13 protein-coding genes are annotated in these 19,897 nt (G+C 72.6%); 7 read left to right on the forward strand and 6 right to left on the reverse strand.

Features of this window, described 5'->3' with window-relative positions; all coding sequences use genetic code 11:
• Positions 1–414 precede the first annotated feature (414 nt).
• The gene (locus ACIQFU_RS27090) at positions 415–3,810 is read left to right on the forward strand and encodes a CARDB domain-containing protein (RefSeq protein ID WP_402554783.1); all 3,396 of its coding nucleotides are present in this window, start codon (positions 415–417) and stop codon (positions 3,808–3,810) included.
• 47 nt (positions 3,811–3,857) lie between these two features.
• On the opposite strand, the gene ACIQFU_RS27095 is transcribed toward ACIQFU_RS27090, so the two are convergent.
• The 5 genes from ACIQFU_RS27095 to ACIQFU_RS27115 all read right to left on the reverse strand — a co-directional run bounded on the left by ACIQFU_RS27095 (position 3,858) and on the right by ACIQFU_RS27115 (position 11,835).
• The gene (locus ACIQFU_RS27095; protein WP_402554784.1) at positions 3,858–6,143 is read right to left on the reverse strand and encodes a hypothetical protein; all 2,286 of its coding nucleotides are present in this window, start codon (positions 6,141–6,143) and stop codon (positions 3,858–3,860) included.
• Positions 6,144–6,240: 97 nt separating this feature from the next.
• A complete protein-coding gene (locus tag ACIQFU_RS27100) occupies positions 6,241–7,257 on the reverse strand; it encodes an oligopeptide/dipeptide ABC transporter ATP-binding protein (protein WP_402554785.1) in 1,017 nt (338 codons plus the stop codon).
• On the reverse strand, positions 7,254–9,251 hold the full coding sequence (locus tag ACIQFU_RS27105) for a dipeptide/oligopeptide/nickel ABC transporter permease/ATP-binding protein (RefSeq protein WP_402554786.1): 1,998 nt from the start codon (positions 9,249–9,251) through the stop codon (positions 7,254–7,256). The genes ACIQFU_RS27100 and ACIQFU_RS27105 overlap by 4 nt, the downstream gene beginning before the upstream one ends.
• On the reverse strand, positions 9,251–10,201 hold the full coding sequence (locus ACIQFU_RS27110; RefSeq protein WP_402554787.1) for an ABC transporter permease: 951 nt from the start codon (positions 10,199–10,201) through the stop codon (positions 9,251–9,253). Before ACIQFU_RS27110 ends, ACIQFU_RS27105 begins: the two co-directional genes overlap by 1 nt.
• 80 nt (positions 10,202–10,281) lie before the next feature.
• Positions 10,282–11,835 carry an ABC transporter substrate-binding protein gene (locus tag ACIQFU_RS27115; RefSeq protein WP_402554788.1) on the reverse strand — a complete coding sequence of 518 codons (1,554 nt, stop codon included), beginning with the start codon at positions 11,833–11,835 and terminating at the stop codon, positions 10,282–10,284.
• 186 nt (positions 11,836–12,021) lie between these two features.
• Between ACIQFU_RS27115 and ACIQFU_RS27120 the strand changes: the two genes are divergently transcribed.
• The 6 genes from ACIQFU_RS27120 to ACIQFU_RS27145 all read left to right on the forward strand — a co-directional run bounded on the left by ACIQFU_RS27120 (position 12,022) and on the right by ACIQFU_RS27145 (position 18,253).
• A complete protein-coding gene (locus ACIQFU_RS27120; RefSeq protein WP_402554789.1) occupies positions 12,022–12,774 on the forward strand; it encodes a FadR/GntR family transcriptional regulator in 753 nt (250 codons plus the stop codon).
• A gap of 255 nt (positions 12,775–13,029) precedes the next feature.
• A complete protein-coding gene (locus tag ACIQFU_RS27125) occupies positions 13,030–14,061 on the forward strand; it encodes an acetylxylan esterase (RefSeq protein WP_402554790.1) in 1,032 nt (343 codons plus the stop codon).
• Between the two features lie 26 nt (positions 14,062–14,087).
• The gene (locus ACIQFU_RS27130) at positions 14,088–15,572 is read left to right on the forward strand and encodes an exo-alpha-sialidase (RefSeq protein WP_402554791.1); all 1,485 of its coding nucleotides are present in this window, start codon (positions 14,088–14,090) and stop codon (positions 15,570–15,572) included.
• 88 nt (positions 15,573–15,660) lie between these two features.
• Positions 15,661–16,620 (forward strand): dihydrodipicolinate synthase family protein, encoded by a 960-nt coding sequence (locus ACIQFU_RS27135; protein ID WP_402554792.1) that lies wholly within the window; start codon positions 15,661–15,663, stop codon positions 16,618–16,620.
• On the forward strand, positions 16,617–17,564 hold the full coding sequence (locus tag ACIQFU_RS27140; RefSeq protein WP_402554793.1) for an ROK family protein: 948 nt from the start codon (positions 16,617–16,619) through the stop codon (positions 17,562–17,564). Before ACIQFU_RS27135 ends, ACIQFU_RS27140 begins: the two co-directional genes overlap by 4 nt.
• Entirely contained in the window at positions 17,561–18,253 is a 693-nt protein-coding gene (locus ACIQFU_RS27145; protein ID WP_402554794.1) for an N-acetylmannosamine-6-phosphate 2-epimerase, read from the forward strand. Before ACIQFU_RS27140 ends, ACIQFU_RS27145 begins: the two co-directional genes overlap by 4 nt.
• A gap of 89 nt (positions 18,254–18,342) precedes the next feature.
• On the opposite strand, the gene ACIQFU_RS27150 is transcribed toward ACIQFU_RS27145, so the two are convergent.
• Positions 18,343–19,788 carry a glyceraldehyde-3-phosphate dehydrogenase gene (locus ACIQFU_RS27150; protein ID WP_402554795.1) on the reverse strand — a complete coding sequence of 482 codons (1,446 nt, stop codon included), beginning with the start codon at positions 19,786–19,788 and terminating at the stop codon, positions 18,343–18,345.
• Positions 19,789–19,897: the final 109 nt, after the last annotated feature.

Consider the following 19,897-nt stretch of genomic DNA (forward strand, 5'->3'; position numbering starts at 1 on the left):
CCCCCCCCGGGCCCCCCCCGCCCCCCCCCCCCCCCCCCCCCCCCCCCCGCCCCCCCCCCCCCCCCCCCCCCCCCCCCCCCCCCCCCGGCCCCCCCCCCCCCGCCCCTTCTCTTTTCTCTCCACCGTGCACAGCTTGCGTGCGTTGCGAGCTTCCAACGGTCCACTCCGCCCATCCATGGGCCTGGTTGCCTGTTCAAGTGCTGCGCAAGCACTTCGTAAGCGACGCAAGCTGCTTACGCTTCAACTCCGGTCTCAACCGCGACCGTTGACAAACAGGTAACGCGCTAGAAACCTGATGACGCGCTTTCCGCAAAGAATCGACTGTCCTGCTCAATTGGCGCGCAGAGTCGGTGCTTCCCCGCAACTGCCGGACCGTCGCGCCCTCCCCGACTCCCCACGGAACAGAGGACCCCCATGAGACGGAGATCCCTCGGCCGGCGGACGCTCACGGGCGCCGCCGTCGCCGGGCTGATGACGGTCGGGCTGCTGCCCCTGCCCCTCGCCGTCACCGCGCGGGCGGCAACGGCGCCGGTGACCGCCGCCGCCGACGTCAACCTGGCCCTCGGCCGCCCCGCCACGGCGGGCGGCTCGCACGGCGCCTACCCGGCGGGCAACGCCACCGACGGACAGCAGGCCACCTACTGGGAAGGACCGGCCGGCACCTTCCCCGAGTGGCTGCAGGTCGACCTCGGGACCGCCCGCGACGTCGACCGGGTGGTCCTCAAACTGCCCGCCGGCTGGGAGAACCGGACCCAGACGCTCTCCCTGCGGGGCAGCACCGACGGCTCCGCCTTCCACACCCTCGACGCCTCGGACGCACGGGCGTTCGGCCCGGCGCAGGCGGGCACCGTCGCCGTCGACCTCGACTCACCCGCCGAGGCCCGCTACGTCCGCGTGGACATCACCGGCAACACCGGCTGGAACGCCGCGCAACTGGCCGAACTCGAGGTGTACGGCGACGACGTGGACACCGGCCCGCCGCCCACCGGCACCAACCTCGCCCGCAACAAGCCCGCCGAGGCCACCTCGACCACCCAGAACTACGTCGCCGCCAACGCCACGGACGACTCCACCTCCACGTACTGGGAGGCCGCCGGCAGCCCGGCCGACCTCACCGTCGCACTCGGCGCCGACGCGGACGTCAGCGGCGTCGTCGTCAAGCTCAACCCCGACCCGGTGTGGTCCGCCCGCACCCAGAGCATCCAGGTGCTCGGCCGGGCCCAGGGGGAGAGCGGCTTCACCTCGCTGCGCGACCGGGCCGACTACGCCTTCAGCCCCGGCCAGGACAACGCCGTGACCATCCCCGTCGGCGGCCGGGTCTGCGACGTACGGCTCCGGTTCTTCTCCAACACCGGCGCACCCGGCGGCCAGGTCGCCGAGTTCCAGGTCCTGGGCACCGCCGCGCCCGCGCCCGACCTCACGGTCACCGGCCTCGACTGGTCGCCCGCCGCACCGAACGAGCGGGACGAGGTCACCGTCGACGCCACGGTCCGCAACGCCGGCACCGCGCGCTCGGCCGCGACCACAGCCGAGGTCACCGTGGAGGGCACGACGGCCGGCAGCGCCGCGGTCCCCGCACTCGACCCCGGCGAGTCCGCCGAGGTCCCCGTCTCCACCGGCACCCATACGGCCGGCAGCTACGCGGTCGCCGCGGTCGTCGACCCGCGTGACACCGTCGCCGAACTGGACGACACCAACAACAGCCGCGCCGCCACCGACCGGCTGGTCGTCGAACGGGCACCGGGACCCGACCTCGAGGTGCGTTCCATCACCACCAACCCCGCCAACCCGGCGGTGGGCGCGAAGGTCTCCTTCACCGTCGCCGTGCACAACCGGGGCACCAGCGCCGTCGAGGCGGGCACGGTGACCCGCGTCCAGGCCGGCTCCACCACCCTGGACGGCACCACCGGGCAGGTCGCGGCCGGTGCCACCGTCGACGTGCCGATCAGCGGCACCTGGACGGCGACCGGCGGCGGGGTCGCGCTCACCGCCACCGCCGACGCCACCGGTCGGGTCGCCGAGACCAACGAGAACAACAACGTGCTCGCCAAGTCACTCGTCGTCGGACGCGGCGCCGCCGTGCCGTACACCGAGTACGAGGCGGAGGACGGACGCTACGACGGCACCCTGCTCACCACCGACGCCAAGCGCACCTTCGGGCACACCAACTTCGGCACCGAGTCCTCGGGCCGCAAGTCCGTCCGGCTCGACGCGACCGGCGAGTACGTCGAGTTCACGTCCACCACGCCCACCAACTCCATCGTGGTGCGCAACTCCGTCCCCGACGCCCCCGGCGGCGGCGGAGCCGAGGCCACCATCAGCCTCTACGCCGACGGCGAGTTCGTGCAGAAGCTCAACCTCACGTCCAAGCACAGCTGGCTCTACGGCAGCACCGACGACCCCGAGGGCCTCACCAACCGGCCCGGCGGCGACGCCCGCCGCCTCTTCGACGAGTCCCACGCGCTCCTGGACCGGACCTTCCCGCAGGGCACCGAGTTCCGCCTCCAGCGAGACGCGGGCGACTCGGCCGCGTTCTACGTCATCGACCTGATCGACCTGGAGCAGGTCGCGCCCGCCAAGACCAAGCCCGCCGAGTGCACCTCCATCACCGAGTACGGGGCCGTCCCCGGTGACGGACTCGACGACACCGACGCCATCCAGCGCGCCGTCACCGACGACCAGAACGGCAGGATCGACTGCGTGTGGATCCCCGCCGGACAGTGGCGCCAGGAACAGAAGATCCTCACCGACGATCCGCAGAACCGCGGCCAGTACAACCAGGTCGGCATCAGCGACGTCACCGTACGGGGTGCCGGCATGTGGCATTCCCAGCTCTACACCCTCACCCCGCCGCACGAGGCCGGCGGCATCAACCACCCGCACGAGGGCAACTTCGGCTTCGACATCGACGACAACACCCAGATCTCCGACCTCGCCATCTTCGGCTCCGGCACCATCCGCGGCGGCGACGGCAACCAGGAGGGCGGCGTCGGGCTCAACGGCCGCTTCGGCAAGAACACCAAGATCAGCAACGTGTGGATCGAGCACGCCAACGTCGGCGTCTGGGTCGGCCGCGACTACTCGAACATCCCCGAACTGTGGGGCCCCGCCGACGGCCTGGAGTTCACCGGCATGCGCATCCGCGACACCTACGCCGACGGCATCAACTTCTCCAACGGCACCCGCAACTCCACCGTCTACAACTCGTCCTTCCGCACCACCGGCGACGACTCGCTCGCGGTCTGGGCCAACAAGTACGTGAAGGACACGTCCGTGGACGTCGGCCACGACAACCACTTCCGCAACAACACCGTCCAGCTGCCGTGGCGGGCCAACGGCATCGCGGTGTACGGCGGTTACGGCAACACGATCGAGAACAACGTCGTCTCCGACACCATGAACTACCCCGGCATCATGCTCGCCACCGACCACGACCCGCTGCCCTTCTCCGGGCAGACCCTGATCGCGGGCAACGCCCTGCACCGCACCGGCGGCGCGTTCTGGAACGAGGACCAGGAGTTCGGCGCCATCACCCTCTTCGCGCAGGGCCAGGACATCCCGGGCGTGACCGTCCGGGACACCGAGATCCTCGACTCCACCTACGACGGCATCCAGTTCAAGACGGGAGGCGGCGCGATGCCGGACGTGAAGATCGAGAACGTCCGCATCGACAAGTCGAACAACGGCTCCGGCATCCTCGCGATGGGCGGCGCCCGCGGCAGCGCGACCCTGACCGACGTCACCATCACCAACTCGGCCGAGGGGGACGTCCGGATAGAACCCGGCTCCCAGTTCAAGATCGACCAGTAGGAACAGGCCAGTAGGAGCCACCAACCGGAGCCGGCCGGCAGGACCGGTCAGCGGTCGCCCGCCCGGCGGCGCGGAGCACCACCGCGCCGCCGGGTTTCCGCCGCGCCCTCCAGCCGGCCCGGCGAGCGCTCCACGGGAACCCGGGGACCGTCGTCCTTCAGCCGCTCGGTGTTGAGTTCGTTCACCGCGCCGAGCGCGTCACCGATCGTCGCGTAGTCCACCGCGACGAAGTTGACCGGTCTGCCCCGCTGCCGTTCACAGGTGCGCGCCCGCTCCAGCACCCGCTGCCGGGAGTTGACGACCCCGGCGTCCAGGCGCAGTCCGCCGCCCGCCGTGACGAAGTGGTTGAGCAGGAACAGGCGCTTGTCCGAGCCGCCCCGGTTGGGCAGGCAGGACATCTCGTCCGGGCTGCGGAAGGCGAAGGGCGTCTCCATGGCGTACCGGTAGAGGTTCCGGTACCAGGGCGCGGGTCCGTCGGCCTTCTCCGCGAAGACCACCAGCCGCCGGCCACTGTCGATCATGTCCTTGAGCTTCGGCCACGGGCGGTCCGGGTCCCTGTCCGGCTCGTACAGCAGGTCCGAGAGGCCGGCCCGGACGAAGGCCTCCTGCGTCGTCACCGCGTCCACGCCGTCCTGGAGGACCAGCGTGACGACCTCCGTGGGGTTGTCCCGCAGCCACTCGCCGATCTGCCGCAGCGTCGGCTCCAGTTCCAGGGCGCCGGCGCCGCACACCGAGTGGCACAGCCACAGGCCGGAGTGGGGCGGGTTGACCCGTTCCAGGATCGAGGTCAGCCGGCGGCGCTCGGCGGGGGAGAAGTCCGAGGTGCTCAACCGGTCCGCCACCTCCTCGGGCCGCTCCCAGCGGTGGGTGTCGAGGAGCAGGACCCGCACCCCGGCGCCCAGCTGACCGACGATGTCCGGGTCCTGCAGGGGGCCGATGAACCGGTCGGCCGTCGTCGCCATCGCGTTGTGCGAAGCGAGCTGGGCGATCTCGTCGTAGCGGGCGTCGCACAGCTCGGCGCTGCCCTGGCAGATGCGCGGGGAGGAGCCGGTGATCGCCACCGGTGCCAGCATGGTCCCGACGAGGGCGACGGCGGTGACGGCGAAGGTCAGCGCCGGAACGTGCCGCGGGTCGGTGAGGACCGGCACGCTGGGCCGGGTCTGCCAGACCCAGCCGACGGTGATCAGCAGGGCACCCGCGGCGAGCAGGATCACCGCGACCACGACGGCGGTGGTCAGCAGCCGGTCGAGCGCGGCGGCCTCGACGTCGGCCAGCAGCCCCGAGGCCGCCGGCGGCCACGACGCCGGAGTGCCGAACAGCGTGTCGCCCAGGGTGAGCCGCAGCAGGAGCACGGTGAGCGCCATGAGGGAGGCGGCGGCCGCCGGCACCCAGCCCAGCGGTATCAGCCGGCGCTTGGCGGGGGAGGGCGTCAGGAACCACAGCAGCGTCAGCGCGGCGGCGCACAGCACGGCCGCCGCCGGTTCCACCACGTCCTGGAAGAGCCGGGTGACGCCCCGGGCCCGGTCCAGCGGAGCCAGCGCCTGTGTGCCGGGTTCGAGATCGACGGTCACGACCCAGGTGCCCTGTCTCGCCTCCTGCAACAGCTCCTCGGCGGCGTCCCGGACCTGGTCGGTCAGGGCGACCGGGGCGATCGCGGCCAGGGCCGAGGCCACGTCGCCCCGGTCCAGCGCCGTGCGCACGGTCGATCTGACGCCGTCGTGCGTCGCGCCGTCCGGCACCAGACGCATCAGCGCGTCCGTGGCCGCGGCCGCCTGGCCGTGCGAGAGCGGCAGCGTCGGCAGCTCGTCCAGCGGAGCCTCACCGGCCACCACCCGCGCCACCAGCTCGGACAGGCGCTGCACGAAGGCCTGGAAGTCGGGTTCGGACCGCTTCTGCAGCGCGGCGACGGCATCACCGAAGTACGCCTGGCTGAGCCGCTCGACGTTCGCCACGACGGGCTCCAGGTCGACCGTGATCCGCAGCCGGTCGCGGTCGCCCTCCAGATAGTGGACCACTTCCGCGATCTGCCCCTCGCCCATGGTCCGCAGCGTCTCCGGCGGGATCACCACCTTGAGGTTCGAGGTGACGGTCGACTGCGGCACGGGCAGCCGCTCCAGCAGATCACTCGTCAACGGCGTACTGCCCGGGTCCACCAGCACCTCGTCGTAGAAGCGCTGGTAGGCCCGCTCGTCCTCCAGTACCTGGCCGTAGAACCCGGGGTCGAGCACGGTACTGCGGACGACGGCCGCCGCGGCCAGCACGGTCAGGCTCAGCACCGCCACGCACCAGACCAGCACCTCGACCCAGGGCGGGTGCCGGACCAGTGCGTTCATGGAACCATTCTCGTATCAGCCGGCCGTCGTGCCGCACGGCGCCCGGCGGGGGGAGTGCCATCACACGCATGCCCCGCCCCGGGCCGGCCGATACCTGTCAGCCGCCGGCCACCCCCTCGACGGGGACCTTGCCCTCCTGAGGGTGGACGCAGTGCCACCGATGGCCCCCGGCAGCCTCCGCCGCCGGGAAAGCGGTGGCGCAGGCGTCGTCCGCCTTCCAGCAGCGGGTCCGGAACGGGCAGCCGGACGGCGGGTTGGTGGCCGAGGGCACCGGGCCGTGCAGCACGATCCGCTCCGGGCGCTCCAGCAGGCTCGGCGTCGCGGACAGCAGCGCCTCGGTGTACGGGTGACGGGAGGCGCCGGAGACCTCGGCGGCCCCGCCCTCCTCGACCACGCGGCCCAGGTACAGCACCGCGATGCGGTCCGCGAGATAGCGCACCGTCTGCACGTCGTGGGAGATGAACACCATGCCGAGACCGAGCCGGGCGCGCAGGTCCACCAGCAGGTTGAGGATCTGGGCGCGCACCGACACGTCCAGGGCGCTGGTGGGTTCGTCGGCGACGATCAGCTCCGGCTCCAGGGCCAGGGCGCGGGCGATGGCCACGCGCTGGCGCTGACCGCCGGACAGCTGGCCCGGCAGCGCGTCCAGGGTGTGACCGGGCAGCCCGACCAGGTCGAGGAGTTCCTCCACCCGGGCCTCGCGCCCGGCCCGCGTACCGCGTCGGTGCACGTCCAGCGGGTCGCGCAGGATGCGGCGCACCGGCAGCCTCGGGTTGAGCGCGGTGGAGGCGTCCTGGAAGACCACGCCGACGGCGGCGCCGAACCCGCTGCGGCGCTCGGCGGCGCCCATCGTCCACAGGTCCTGCCCCCGGAAGTACACGTGTCCCTCGGTGGGGCGCTGCAGTCCGGTGACCACGCGGGCCAGTGTCGACTTGCCGCAGCCCGACTCACCGACGAGACCCAGGATCTCGCCGCGACGGACCTCCAGGGAGGCGTCGGTGAGGGCGTGCACGGCGTCCCGGCGCAGGATGCCGCCGCTGCGGGCCCGGTGCCGTACGTGGATGCGGTCGAGCCGGACGAGTGGGTCCATGGTGCTGTCCTCGGTGGCGGTCATCGGGCGCCCTCCAGCGACTTGGCCGATCCGTTCGCGGACGCCGGCCGGTGGGGGGACGCCGGGTGGTGGCAGGCGAAGAGGTGGTCGGGGCCCGTGCCGCGGTCGGTGGCGGGCGGCGGGGTGGTGGCGCACAGGCCGGTGGCGGCGGCGCAGCGGGACGCGAACCGGCAGCCGGCGCCGAACGCCTTCGGGGCCGGTACGACACCGCGGATCTGGTGCAGCCGCCCGGCACCCGACTCCAGCGAGACCACCGAACCGAGCAGCCCCCGGCTGTAGTGGTGCGCCGGGTCGGTCAGCAGCGCGCGGGTGTCACCGGCCTCGGCGACCTGCCCGGCGTACATGACCGCGACCCGGTGGGCGAGGTCGCCGACCAGGGCCAGGTCGTGGGAGACGAGGACCATCGCGAAGCCGAGTTCGTCGCGCAGCTCGACCAGCAGCTCGACGACCTGGGCCTGCACGGTGACGTCCAGGGCGGTGGTCGGCTCGTCGGCGATGAGCAGGCGCGGGCCGCGGGACAGGGCCATCGCGATCAGGACCCGCTGGCGCTGCCCGCCGGACAGCTCGTGCGGGTAGCTGCGCAGGGTGCGCTCGGGGGAGAGGCCCACCAGTTCGAGCAGCTCGGCGGGGGTGCGGGTGCCACCGCGGGAGGTGAGCCACTTCAGCTGGGTGCCGATCAGCACGGACGGGTTCAGGGACGACATGGCGTCCTGGTAGACCATGGCGATCTCCGGGCCCATCAGCGCCCGGCGCTCCTTCGGCCCCAGTTTCAGCAGTTCGCGGCCACGGTAGAGGATCTCGCCGTCGGCCTCGGCGTTGCGGGCCAGCAGGCCCATGACCGCGAGGCTGGTGACGGACTTGCCGCAGCCCGACTCGCCGACCAGGCCGAGGGTCTCGCCCTCGCGGACGGTGAAGGAGATGCCGTCGACGACCCGGGTGTCGCCGTAGCGGTCGGGGAAGCGGATGGACAGGTCGCGCACGACGAGCAGTTCGGCCGCGTCCCCGGCGAGCGGCGGCACGGCGGGCTCCACGGCCTCCAGCCGGGCCGCCAGTTCGGCGAGCGCGGCGTTCACCTCGCTCTCGTCGGCCGCCGGCGCGGCGGCGTCGGCGGCGTTGTCGTCGGTGCCGGTGCCGCCGGTGCGGGACCTGTCCGGGGAGGCGGCGGCGTCCGTCATGCCCTCGGAGAGCACGTTCAGCGCCAGCACCGTGACCAGCACGCACAGGCCGGGGAAGAGGGTCGCCCACCAGCCGCCGGACAGCAGGATCTGCCGGCCGTAGGCCAGCACGCTGCCCCAGCTCGGGTCGGGGTCCTGCACACCGGCGCCGATGAAGGACAGGCTCGCCTCGAAGATGATCGAGTCGGCCACCATGACGGTCGCGAACACCAGTACCGGTGCCGCGCAGTTGACCGCGACGTGCCGGGCCACGATGTAGCCGCGGCGGGCGCCGACGACCCGTTCGGCGGCGACGTAGTCCTCGCCGTACTGCTCCAGCACGTTGGCCCGCACCACGCGGGCGAGCGAGGGCGAGTACACGAACGCGATGGTGAAGATGATGACCGGGACGCTGGGCCCGAAGACCGCGACGAGCACGGCGGCCAGCGCGATCGGCGGGAAGGACATGACGACGTCGAGCGTGCGCATCACCGACTCGTCGGCGAGCCTCCGCGAGGTGGCCGCCAGCGCGCCCAGGGCGGAGCCGAGCACCAGGGCGAGCAGGGTCGCGCCGAGCCCGATGACCAGGGAGTAGCGCGCACCGTGCACGACCCGGGCGAACACGTCGCGGCCGGCCCGGTCGGTGCCGAACCAGTGGTCCGCGCCCGGCGCCCGGGCGGGGACTCCGGTGGCGAGCGGATCCTGGGTGAGCAGCGGCGCGAACACCGCGCCCAGCACCACCACGAGGAGGATCCCGAGGGCGATCCGGGAGGACAGGGGCAGCCGGCGCAGGCGGGTGCCGGGCCGGGCGAGGTGCCCGGCGAGGGAGCGTGGAGCGAACATCACACCGTCCTGATGCGCGGGTTGACGAGCAGGTAGAGCAGGTCGACGACGACGTTGACCACGAGGAAGGCGATCGCGATGGTGAGCACGGTCCCCTGGACCAGTCCGACGTCGCCTCCGTTGACGCCCTCGAGGATCAGCTTGCCCATGCCGGGCAGGTCGAAGATCGCCTCGATGACGACGGCGCCGCTGAGCATGTAGCCGACCTTGACGCCGAGCACGGTCAGCGGGGTGACCAGGGCGTTGCGCAGCACCGACCGGATGATCAGGAACGGCGGCAGGCCGCTGCCCCGGGCCGTGCGCACGTAGTCGCGGTCGAGTTCGGTGACCATCGAGGTGCGGATGAGGCGGGCCAGCGACGAGGCGACCGGCAGGGCGAGGGAGAGCGCGGGCAGCGTCATGCTCTCGATCCAGCCGGAGAAGGAGTCGGCCGGGTTGACGTAGCCGCCGGTCGGGAAGAGCGGCATGTTCAGCGAGAACTGCTGGATGAGCAGCACGCCGATCCAGAACGAGGGCAGCGCGATGCCGGCCATCGACAGCACCCGGAAGACCTGGTCCGGCCAGCGGTCGCGGTACACGGCGCTCAGGACGCCGAAGACCAGCGCGAGGACCACGGCCAGCGCCAGGCCGAGCAGCGTCAGCTGCAGCGTGAGCGGGAACGCGGTGGCGATCCGGTCGGTGACGGGCTGACTGGGCGACATCGTGACGCCGAGGTCCCCCCGCAGCAGATCGCCCAGGAAGGCGAAGTAGCGCACGGGCAGGGGGTCGTTGAGTCCGTTCGCCTCGGCGAACGCCGCTCGCGCCTGAGGACTCGCCGACTCGCCCAGCGCGTTGTACGCGGGGTCGGTCGGCGAGAACTGGAGGACCACGAAGACCAGCAGCGCGATGCCGAGGACCATCACCGGCATCATCGCGACGCGGCGCAGCGCGAGCCGGAGAAATGCAACCATCGTGAGGTTCCTAGCGATTGGGGCGGGGACCGCCGCCCGCGGTGGCGCGGCGGCGGCCCGGCGGCCTGGGGCGTGCGGAGTCAGCCCCGGCCGACGTCGAGGAAGGACAGCCCGGTGGTGGGCAGCGGCTTGAACCCGGTCAGCGCCCCCTCCCGCCAGGCGGTGGGCAGCTTGCGGTGCAGGATCGGGTACAGGGCCGCCTCGTCGGCGACCAGGTCGGTCACCTGGCCCCACAGCTCCTTGCGCCTGGCCTCGTCGGCCTCGGCCGCGGCCCTGTCGAGCAGCGACTTGGTCTGCTTGTAGGCGTCGCTGCCCTTCCAGCCGTAACGGTTCTCGGGCCAGAAGCCGTAGTAGAACCAGCGCAGTAGCAGGTCCGCGTCGTTGCCGAAGACGGACGGGTCGCCCGGCGCGGCCAGCGCGTCGAAGTTCCCCTGGTCGATCTCGGCGTACTGGGCGGCGGACTGCTGGATGTCCAGCTTGGCGTCGACACCGACCGCCGCCCAGCTCTCCTTGATGAGCGGCGCGATGTCCTTGACCCACCCGTTGTCGGTCAGCATCAGCGTGAAGGACAGCTTGCCCACGCCCGCCTCGGCGAGCAGCTTCTTGGCCCTGGCGGGGTCGTGCGCGTAGACGGTGGCGGCCTTGTGGTAGTCCGGGTGGGTGGCCGGAACGTACCCGGAGGCGGCCTCGGCGTTGCCCAGCAGCGCGGTGGAGATGATCTTCTCGGTGTCCAGGGCGTAGTGCAGCGCCTGGCGCACCCGCTTGTCCGTGAACCGCTTGTCGGCGCAGTTGAACATCAGGAAGAGCAGCCCGAAGGACTGGACCGACTCCACCTTGTCCTGGCCGGTGAAGCCCTTGACGTCGATGTAGGGCACGTCCTCGATGGCCTGCACGCGGCCGGACTTGAGCGCGCTGACCCGGGCGGACGGGTCGGACATCAGCCGCCAGACCATCTTCTTGGCCTTGGCCGGGCGGGGGCCGTTGTACTTGTCGTAGGCCTCCATGACGATCTTGTCCTCGCGGACCGCCGACACGAACTTGTACGGGCCCGAGCCCACCGGCCTGGCGTCGAAGGACTTGGCGTCCGCGCCCGCGATCTTCTTCGGCACGATCCGCACCACGGATATGCGGGAGGGGAAGAGCGCGAAGGCGTACTTGAGCTTGAACTCCACCGTCGACTTGTCGACGGCCGTGACCCGGTCGACGAACGGGACGAACTGCGCCATCAGCGAGGCGTTCGCCTCGTCCAGGACCCGCTCGAAGCTGAACACCACGTCGTCCGCGGTGACCGCCGAGCCGTCGTGGAAGGTCGCGCCCTCGCGCAGGGTGGCCCGGTAGGTCGTCGCGTTGATCTTCTTGGGCATCTCGGTCGCCAGGGCCGGCCGTGCGACGAGCGTGGCGGGGTCGAGGTCGACCAGCCCCTCGAAGATGTGCATGTTGGCCGCGTACGGGGTCGCGCCCGAGGTGATCATCGGGTCGAAGCCGGTGGAGAGCGGGTAGGAGAGGCCGGCCTCGATGGTGTCGCCGCCACTGCCCGAGTCACCGGTACCGTCTCCACTGGAGGCAGGGCCCCCGCAGGCCGTCAGGCCCGTGGTGACGGCGGTCGCCACACCGATGGCACTGGTGTATCTCATGAAGGTGCGGCGAGAGACGCCGGCTGCACTGCGCGCGGACAAGGAGTCCTCCAGGCGGGAGATGAGAGTCGAGCAAGGTGGAGGAGGCGGATGTGGTCGGCGCCTCACCGACGGCTGCATCAGACGTCTGATGTCTGATGCTTGATAACGTGGGAACGTAGCCGGGCAAGTGAGAGGGGTCAAGAGGTGGCGGTGGGGCAAAGGGCGATTCGGCACACGGTGCCGGAGCCCAAGACGGCACGACAGCCGTTGCGGCAGGAGGTCGTGGACGGCATCAAGGCCTACATCCTGCGCAACGAGCTGCGCCCGGGCGATCCCTTGCCGACCGAGCCCGCCCTGTGCGAGGCGCTCGGCGCGAGCCGGTCCAGTGTGCGGGAGGCGATCAGGATCCTCACCGCGCTCGACATCGTCGAGGTGCGGCACGGGCACGGCACCTACGTCGGCAGGCTCAGTCTGTCCGCCCTGGTGGAGAGCCTCACCTTCCGCGGCCTGCTCAGCCCCGACGACGACTTCCAGGTGATGAGCGACCTGATCGAGGTGCGCGAGCTGTTCGAACGGGGCATGGCCGAACGGCTCGTCTCCTCCCTGGACGAGGAGCAGATCGCCCGCCTCGACGCGCACGTGGAGGAGATGCGCCGGGCCGGCGCCGGCGAGGGGCACGGGTTCGTCGAGGCGGACCGCGCCTTCCACACCCTGCTGCTCGCCCCGCTCGGCAACGACCTCATCGGGCAGCTGTCCACGGCGTTCTGGGACGTGTACGTCATCGTCGCGCCGCATCTCGACGTGTTCACCCGCGAGCACGAGGCGGCCACCATCGCCAATCACCAGCGCATCGTGGACGCCGTGCGCGACCGCGATCCGATCGAGTTCGCGGCGGCCCTCGCCGAGCACTACGCGCCGGTGCGGCTGCGGATCGAGGAGGCCCGCGCCCGGCGCTGAACCGGACGCGGCCGGCGAAAGAGGCGCCCCGCCGGGGGCGCCTCTTTCGCGCGCGCCGACGGGCCGGGCCGCTCCCGCCCCCTGAACCCGGGCACTTGACGGTCGCCGCCCCGATCTCTAATGTCCTCGATCAGCAGACATCAGACGTCTGCTCTTGATGAGGGCAACCGCTCTCCCCGTCGGGTCCGGTCCGGCCGGTCCCGCCCGTTCCTCCGCGCTGCGCCGCGCGCACGCCTCACCCACCGGGGCCCCTCCATGCCACTGACGGACCTCACTCTCGCCCAGTGCCTCGCACTGCGGCCCGACCTCGACGAGCCCGCCGACCTCGACGCCTTCTGGGAGCGGACCCTCCGCGAGGCCCGGAACGCCGGCGGTGCACCCGGCTTCACGCCCGTGGACACCGGACTGACCGAGGTGTCGACCCACGACGTCACGGTGCCCGGCTTCGCCGGCGAGCCCGTCAAGGGCTGGCTGCACCTGCCCGCCCGGACGAGCGGACCGCTCGGCTGCGTGGTGGAGTTCCTCGGCTACGGCCGCGGCCGCGGCCTGCCGCACGAACAGGTGCTCTGGGCCAACGCCGGCTACGCGCACTTCGTCATGGACACCCGCGGCCAGGGCTGGTCCACCGCAGGCGGCGACACCCCCGACACCGCCGCCCTGAACGGCACCGTCCCCGGCTTCCTGACCCGCGGCGTCGAGAGTCCCCACGACCACTACTACCGGCGGGTGTTCACGGACGCGGTGCGCTTCGTCGAGGCCGCCCGCGAGCATCCGGCCGTGGACGCGGACAGGGTCGTCGTCACGGGAGTCAGCCAGGGCGGCGGCATCGCCCTCGCGGTGGCCGGCCTCGTGCCTGGCCTGGCCGGGGCGATGCCCGACGTCCCCTTCCTCTGCGACATCCGGCGCGGCGCCACGGTCGCGGCCCGGCCGCCCTACACCGAGGTCGCCGAGTACCTGCGCCTGCACCGCGACCGCACCGAGACCGTCTTCACCACCCTGTCCTACGTCGACGCCGCCCTGCTGGCCGCCCGCGCCACGGCCCCGTCGCTGTTCTCCATCGCGATGATGGACGAGATCTGCCCGCCCTCGACGAGCTTCGCGGCCTACCACCGCTACGGCGGCCCGAAGGACCTGCGCGTCTACGAGTTCAACGGCCACGAGGGCGGCGGCGGCCACCACCGCCGCGCCCAACTCGACTGGGTGCGCGAACTGCTCACCGCACCCCGCCCCGAGGTCCCCACCGCTCCCACCGCCCCGACCGCACTGCACGACCCCCAACTCGCCTGACCCCTCACCCGAGAAGAGGCCTGTTCATGCAGCGAAGAGTCACCCTGGCCGTCGGCACCGCCGCCCTGGTCGTCCTGGGCACGACCGTCCCCGCCGCCCACGGCGCCGACTCCCCGCGGAAGGCCGCCGCGGCCGCCGGCGCCCTCGCCTCGCAGGACCTCGCCACCGCCGGCACCGGCTCCCCGTACTACCGCATCCCCGCCCTCACCCGGACCACCGAGGGCACCCTGATCGCCGCCTACGACGCCCGCCCCACCCTCGGCGACCTGCCGAGCAACATCGGCGTCGTCCTCAGGCGCAGCACCGACGGCGGCACCACCTGGCAGGCACAGCAGGTCGTACGCAAGGACGCCGCCCCCAAGGGCTACGGCGACCCCAGCCTCCTCGTCGACCGCGAGACCGGCCGCGTCTTCCTCTTCTACGCGGCCGCCGTGAACCAGGGCTTCTTCGGCTCGGCCACCGGCAACGACGAGAGCGACCCGGACGTCCTCCAGGCCGACTACAGCTACTCCGACGACGACGGCCTCACCTGGAAGCACGAGCGGATCACCGCCGACATCAAGGACCCCTCCTGGGGCGGCATGTTCGCCGCCTCCGGCGAGGGCATCCAGCTGCGCCACGGCGCCCACAAGGGCCGGCTCGTCCAGCAGTACGCCATCCGCAAGGACGGCGCCAACTACGCCGTCAGCGCCTACAGCGACGACCACGGCGCCACCTGGAACACGGGCACCCCCGTCGGCCCGGGCGGCGACGAGAACAAGACCGTGGAACTGTCCGACGGCCGCGTCATGCTCAACAACCGCTCCAAGCCCTACCGCACGGTCGCCTACTCCACCGACGGCGGCGTCACCTACACCCCCTTCCAGCAGGACACCGAGCTGCCCGACCCCGCCAACAACGGCTCCGTCACGCGCTTCGCGCCGGACGTGGACGCCTCGCACCCGCGCGCCTCGTGGCTCATGTTCAGCAACACCGCGACGACCGGCAGCCGCAGCAACCTCACCGTCCGCCTCTCCTGCGACAACGGGCAGACCTGGCCGGTGCGCAGGACCGTCGAGTCCGGCGCCGCCGCCTACTCCACGCTCACCCCGCTCGGCGACGGCACGGGAGCCAACCCGGGCATGGGCCTGCTGTGGGAGCGGGGCAACGTCGACCACATCACCTACTCCTCCTTCGACCTCCAGTGGCTCGGCGGAGTCTGCGCGCCGGTCACCGTCACCGCGCCCGCCTCCCTGCCCGCCGGGCGGACCACCACCGTCACCGTCCGCGTCGTCAGCCAGAACGACGTACGGCTGCCCGCGGGCAGCCTCTCCCTCGACCTGCCGGACGGCTGGAGCGCGACCGAGGTCACCGTGCCCGCGCTCAACCCCGGTCAGGGCGCGAACATGAGGATCCCCGTCACCGTCCCCGCCGACGCCGGCGCGGGCACCGTGCGGGCCACCGCCGCCTACGAGGTCCGCGGCCGCCAGCACTCCTACGGCGACACGACGTTCACCGTCACCCTGCCGTAGCCGGCCACGGGCCGCCCGGCGCCGTCACCCCGGCGCCCGGCGGCCCGTTCCATCCGTACCACCACTCGCACAGCCCAGGAGAAACACCATGTCCTCGTCCCAGCCCCTGAGCGGCGTCGTGCCGCCCGTCTGCACCCCTCTGGACGCGTCGGGCGAAGTCGACACCGCCTCGCTCGCCCGGCTCGTCGAGCACCTCGTCGGCGGGGGAGTGCACGGGCTGTTCGCCCTGGGCTCCAGCAGCGAGGTCGCCTTCCTCACCGACCGGCAGCGGGCCGTCGCCCTCGACACGGTCGTCGAGGCGGCCGCGGGCCGCGTCCCGGTCCTCGCCGGTGTCATCGACATGACCACCCCCCGGGTGCTCGTCCACGCCGAGGCCGCCCGCAAGGCCGGCGCCGACGCCCTGGTGGCCACCGCCCCCTTCTACGCCCGCACCCACCCGCGCGAGATCACCGCCCACTTCCGCGCGGTCCGCTCCACCGCCGACCTGCCCCTGTACGCCTACGACCTCCCCGTCTCCGTGCACAGCAAGCTCTCCGCCGCCCTGGTGCGCGAACTCGCCGTGGACGGCACGCTGGCCGGCCTCAAGGACAGCAGCGGCGACGAGGGCGGCCTGCGCAGGCTCGTCGTCGCACTCGGCGGACGCCACGGCCGAGCCGACGGCCCCGCCCCCTCCTTCAGCATCCTCACCGGCTCCGAACTGACCGTGGACGCCGCCCTGCTGGCCGGCGCCGACGGCGTCGTACCGGGCCTCGGCAACGTGGACCCGGCCGGCTACGTCCGCCTCTACGACGCCGTGCGCGGCGGTGACCTGGACCGCGCGGTCAAGGAACAGGAGCGGATCGTCGAGCTGTTCGGCCTGGTCGACGCGGGCCCGGAGGACGAGATGGGCCGCAACTCCTCGGCCATCGGCGCCTTCAAGCACGCCCTGCGGCTGCTCGGGGTGTTCAGCCACGGCACCACCGCCGCCCCGCAGATCCAGCTGGGCGAGGACTCCGTCGCCCACGTCGAGCGGCACCTGCGCGGCGCCGGCCTGCTGCCGGTCCGATGACCGCACGGCACCTCGACGCACCGGTCGTCGGCCTCGACCTGGGCGGCACGAAGATCGCCGCCGCCCTGGTCGGCACCGACGGCACGGTGCTCGCCCGGCACACCCGTCCCACCCCGGCGACCCGGGGCGCCGAGGAGGTCCTGGACGCGCTGGCCGAAGCGGCCCGCGAGGTGCGGGCACCCGGCACCACCGCGATCGGCGTCGCCGCGGCCGGCGTGATCGACCCCGTCACCGGGACGGTCACCAGCGCCACCGACACCATCCGCGGCTGGGCCGGCACCGCCCTCGCGGCCGGCCTCGCCGCGCGCACCGGACTCCCCGTGGCCTGCGACAACGACGTACGCGCCGCCGCCGCGACGGAACTGGACGGACCCGACGACGACGCCACCCTCCTCTACGCCGCCGTCGGCACCGGAGTCGGCGGCGCCGTCGCCGCCTCCGGACGCATGCTGCACGGCGCCGCCGGAATCGCCGGACACCTCGGGCATCTGCCCAGCCCGGAGGCCGACGGACTGCCCTGCACCTGCGGGGCCACCGGCCACCTGGAGGCCGTCGCGGCCGGCCCCGCCATCACCGCCCAGTGCGCACGGCTCGGCGGGCAGCCGGCCGACCGCCTCCAGACCGTCGCCGAACGCGCCGGCCGGGGCGACCCGCACGCCACGGCGGCCATCGTGCTCGGCGCCCGTGCGACGGGCCGCGCCCTGGGCGGCCTCGCCAACGCGCTCGGCCCCCATCGCGTCGTGGTCGCCGGCGGTGTGCCCCGCGTCGGCGTCCTGTACTGGGACGCCCTGTGCGCCGCCTTCGCCGCCGAACTCATGCCCCCGCTGCGCGACCTGCGCCCGCGCCCGCCGCGGGGCGGCGCCGACGCCGCGGTCCTCGGGGCGGCCGCCCTGCCCCGCACCCTGCCCCTGCACCACCCCCACACCACCGGAGCCCCGTCATGACCCCGCCCGCCCCCGGGTCCCTCTCCCTGGCCGACCGGCTGAAGGGCCGCCTGATCGTGTCCTGCCAGGCGCCCCCCGGCGACCCGATGCGCCACACCGACACCCTGGTCCGCATGACCCTCGCGGCGCGCTCCGGCGGCGCGGCGGCCGTGCGCGTCAACGACCCGGAGGTCGTCGCGGCCACCGTCGCGGCCGTCGACCTTCCGGTGATCGGCCTGTGGAAGGACGGCGACAGCGGCGTCTTCATCACCCCGACCGTGCGCCACGCCCTCGCCCTGGTGGAGGCGGGGGCCGCGGTCGTCGCCGCCGACGCCTCCGCGCGTCCGCGGCCCGACGGCGGCACCTTCGCCGAGTTGGCCGAGGCCGTGCACGCGGCGGGCGCCCTGGTCATGGCCGACGTGTCCACACTCGGCGAGGGCCGCGCCGCCGCCGACCAGGGGGCGGACCTCGTCGGCACCACCCTGTCCGGCTACGTGCCGGGCTCCCCGGTGCAGGACGCCCCCGACCTGGCGCTCGTGACCGACCTCGCCGGCGCGCTCGCCACCCCGGTGATCGCCGAAGGCCGCATCGCGACGCCCGAGCAGGCCGCCCGGGCGCTGGCCGCGGGTGCCCACAGCGTCGTCGTGGGCACCGCCATCACGGCGCCGACCGCGCTGACCCGGCTCTTCGCGGACGCCCTGGCACCGTGAACCGGCGTGGGGGGGGGGGGGGGGGGGGCCCCCGGGCCCCCCCCCCCCCCCCCCCCACGCTCGCCCCGCTCGTCCCCCGGGTCGGAGCGTCAGACCGCCGGAGCCGGGTACGTCGGGTACTCCACCCCGGAGACGTGCTGGACGACGCGGACGACCTGGCAGGAGTAGCCGAACTCGTTGTCGTACCAGAGGTAGAGGATCGCGTTGTCGCCCTCGACCTTCAGCGCGCCGGCGTCCACGATCGAGGCGTGGCGCGAGCCGACGAAGTCGCTGGAGACCGCGTCGGGAGCGCCGATGAAGTCGATCTGGCGCTTGAGCGGCGAGGTCAGCGACACCTCGCGCAGGTGGTCCAGGACCTCCTCGCGGCTCGCCTCGCGGGCCAGCTGGAGGTTGAGGATCGCGATCGACACGTCCGGCACGGGCACCCGGATCGAGCTGCCGGTGATCCGCGCCTTCAGGTCGGGCAGCGCCTTGGCGACGGCGGAGGCGGCACCGGTCTCCGTGATGACCATGTTGAGCGGCGCGCTGCGGCCGCGACGGTCCGACTTGTGGTAGTTGTCCAGCAGGTTCTGGTCGTTGGTGAAGGAGTGCACCGTCTCCACGTGACCGCGCAGCACCCCGTACTCGTCCTCCATCGCCTTGAGCGGCGGGACGATCGCGTTGGTGGTGCAGGACGCGCAGGACAGGATCCGCTCGTCCGGCTTGATGGTGTCGTGGTTGACGCCGTGGACGATGTTCGGGACGTCGCCCTTGCCCGGCGCGGTCAGCACGACCTTGTCGACGCCGGGACGCAGGTGCTTGGAGAGGCCCTCGCGGTCGCGCCACTTGCCCGTGTTGTCGATGAGGATGGCGTCCTTGATGCCGTACGCCGTGTAGTCGACCTGCGTCGGGTCGTCCGCGTAGATCACCTTGATGGCGTTGCCGTTGGCGAGGATCGTGCTGTTCTCCTCGTCGACGGTGATCGTGCCCTGGAACTGGCCGTGCACGGAGTCGCGGCGCAGCAGCGAGGCGCGCTTGACGAGATCCTGCTCCCCACCGCCACGGACGACGACGGCGCGCAGCCTGAGCCCGTTGCCGGAGCCCGCCTTCTCGATGAGCAGCCGGGCCACGAGCCGGCCGATGCGGCCGAAGCCGTACAGGACGACGTCGCGGCCGTCCCGCCGGTCGATCTTGTTGGCGCCGGTCGCCCCGGCGACGGCCTCGGCGGTGAACTCCTCGACCGACAGGCCCCGGTCGTCGCCCTTCCAGGTGGCGGCGAGCATGCCGATGTCGATCTGCGAGGGCCCGAGGTCGAGCGTGGTGAGGGCCCGCAGGAAGGGCATCGTCTCGGTGACCGACAGCTCCGCGCCGGCGATCTGGCGGGCGAAGCGGTGGGTCTTGAGGATGCTGACCACCGACTTGTTCACCAGGGAACGGCTGTGCAGCAGGATCGTGACGTCCTGCTCCCGGTGCAGCTTCCCGATCATCGGGATCATCGATTCCGCGGTCTCTTCGCGGTGCTTCCAGTTGGTGAACGAGTCGTCGTTGACAGTCACGTCTCTATCTTTCGAGCTAGGCGGCGCTCATATGCTAACCCGACCGCACTGCTGATCGATCAAGTGGGCCCCCTCCCGATCAGATGAGTACGGAACCTGGTGGGGGCGG

It is taken from the genome of Streptomyces sp. NPDC093065 (assembly GCF_044754585.1).
GTDB lineage: Bacteria > Actinomycetota > Actinomycetes > Streptomycetales > Streptomycetaceae > Streptomyces.

Coding starts and splice junctions, on each gene's coding strand:
- ACIQFU_RS27115 (WP_402554788.1), bottom strand. CDS start 11,835: ATGAGATACACCAGTGCCATCGGTGTGGCGACCGCCGTCACCACGGGC.
- ACIQFU_RS27100 (WP_402554785.1), bottom strand. CDS start 7,257: ATGACCGCCACCGAGGACAGCACCATGGACCCACTCGTCCGGCTCGAC.
- ACIQFU_RS27145 (WP_402554794.1), top strand. CDS start 17,561: ATGACCCCGCCCGCCCCCGGGTCCCTCTCCCTGGCCGACCGGCTGAAG.
- ACIQFU_RS27090 (WP_402554783.1), top strand. CDS start 415: ATGAGACGGAGATCCCTCGGCCGGCGGACGCTCACGGGCGCCGCCGTC.
- ACIQFU_RS27130 (WP_402554791.1), top strand. CDS start 14,088: ATGCAGCGAAGAGTCACCCTGGCCGTCGGCACCGCCGCCCTGGTCGTC.
- ACIQFU_RS27110 (WP_402554787.1), bottom strand. CDS start 10,201: ATGGTTGCATTTCTCCGGCTCGCGCTGCGCCGCGTCGCGATGATGCCG.
- ACIQFU_RS27135 (WP_402554792.1), top strand. CDS start 15,661: ATGTCCTCGTCCCAGCCCCTGAGCGGCGTCGTGCCGCCCGTCTGCACC.
- ACIQFU_RS27140 (WP_402554793.1), top strand. CDS start 16,617: ATGACCGCACGGCACCTCGACGCACCGGTCGTCGGCCTCGACCTGGGC.
- ACIQFU_RS27125 (WP_402554790.1), top strand. CDS start 13,030: ATGCCACTGACGGACCTCACTCTCGCCCAGTGCCTCGCACTGCGGCCC.
- ACIQFU_RS27095 (WP_402554784.1), bottom strand. CDS start 6,143: ATGAACGCACTGGTCCGGCACCCGCCCTGGGTCGAGGTGCTGGTCTGG.
- ACIQFU_RS27105 (WP_402554786.1), bottom strand. CDS start 9,251: ATGTTCGCTCCACGCTCCCTCGCCGGGCACCTCGCCCGGCCCGGCACC.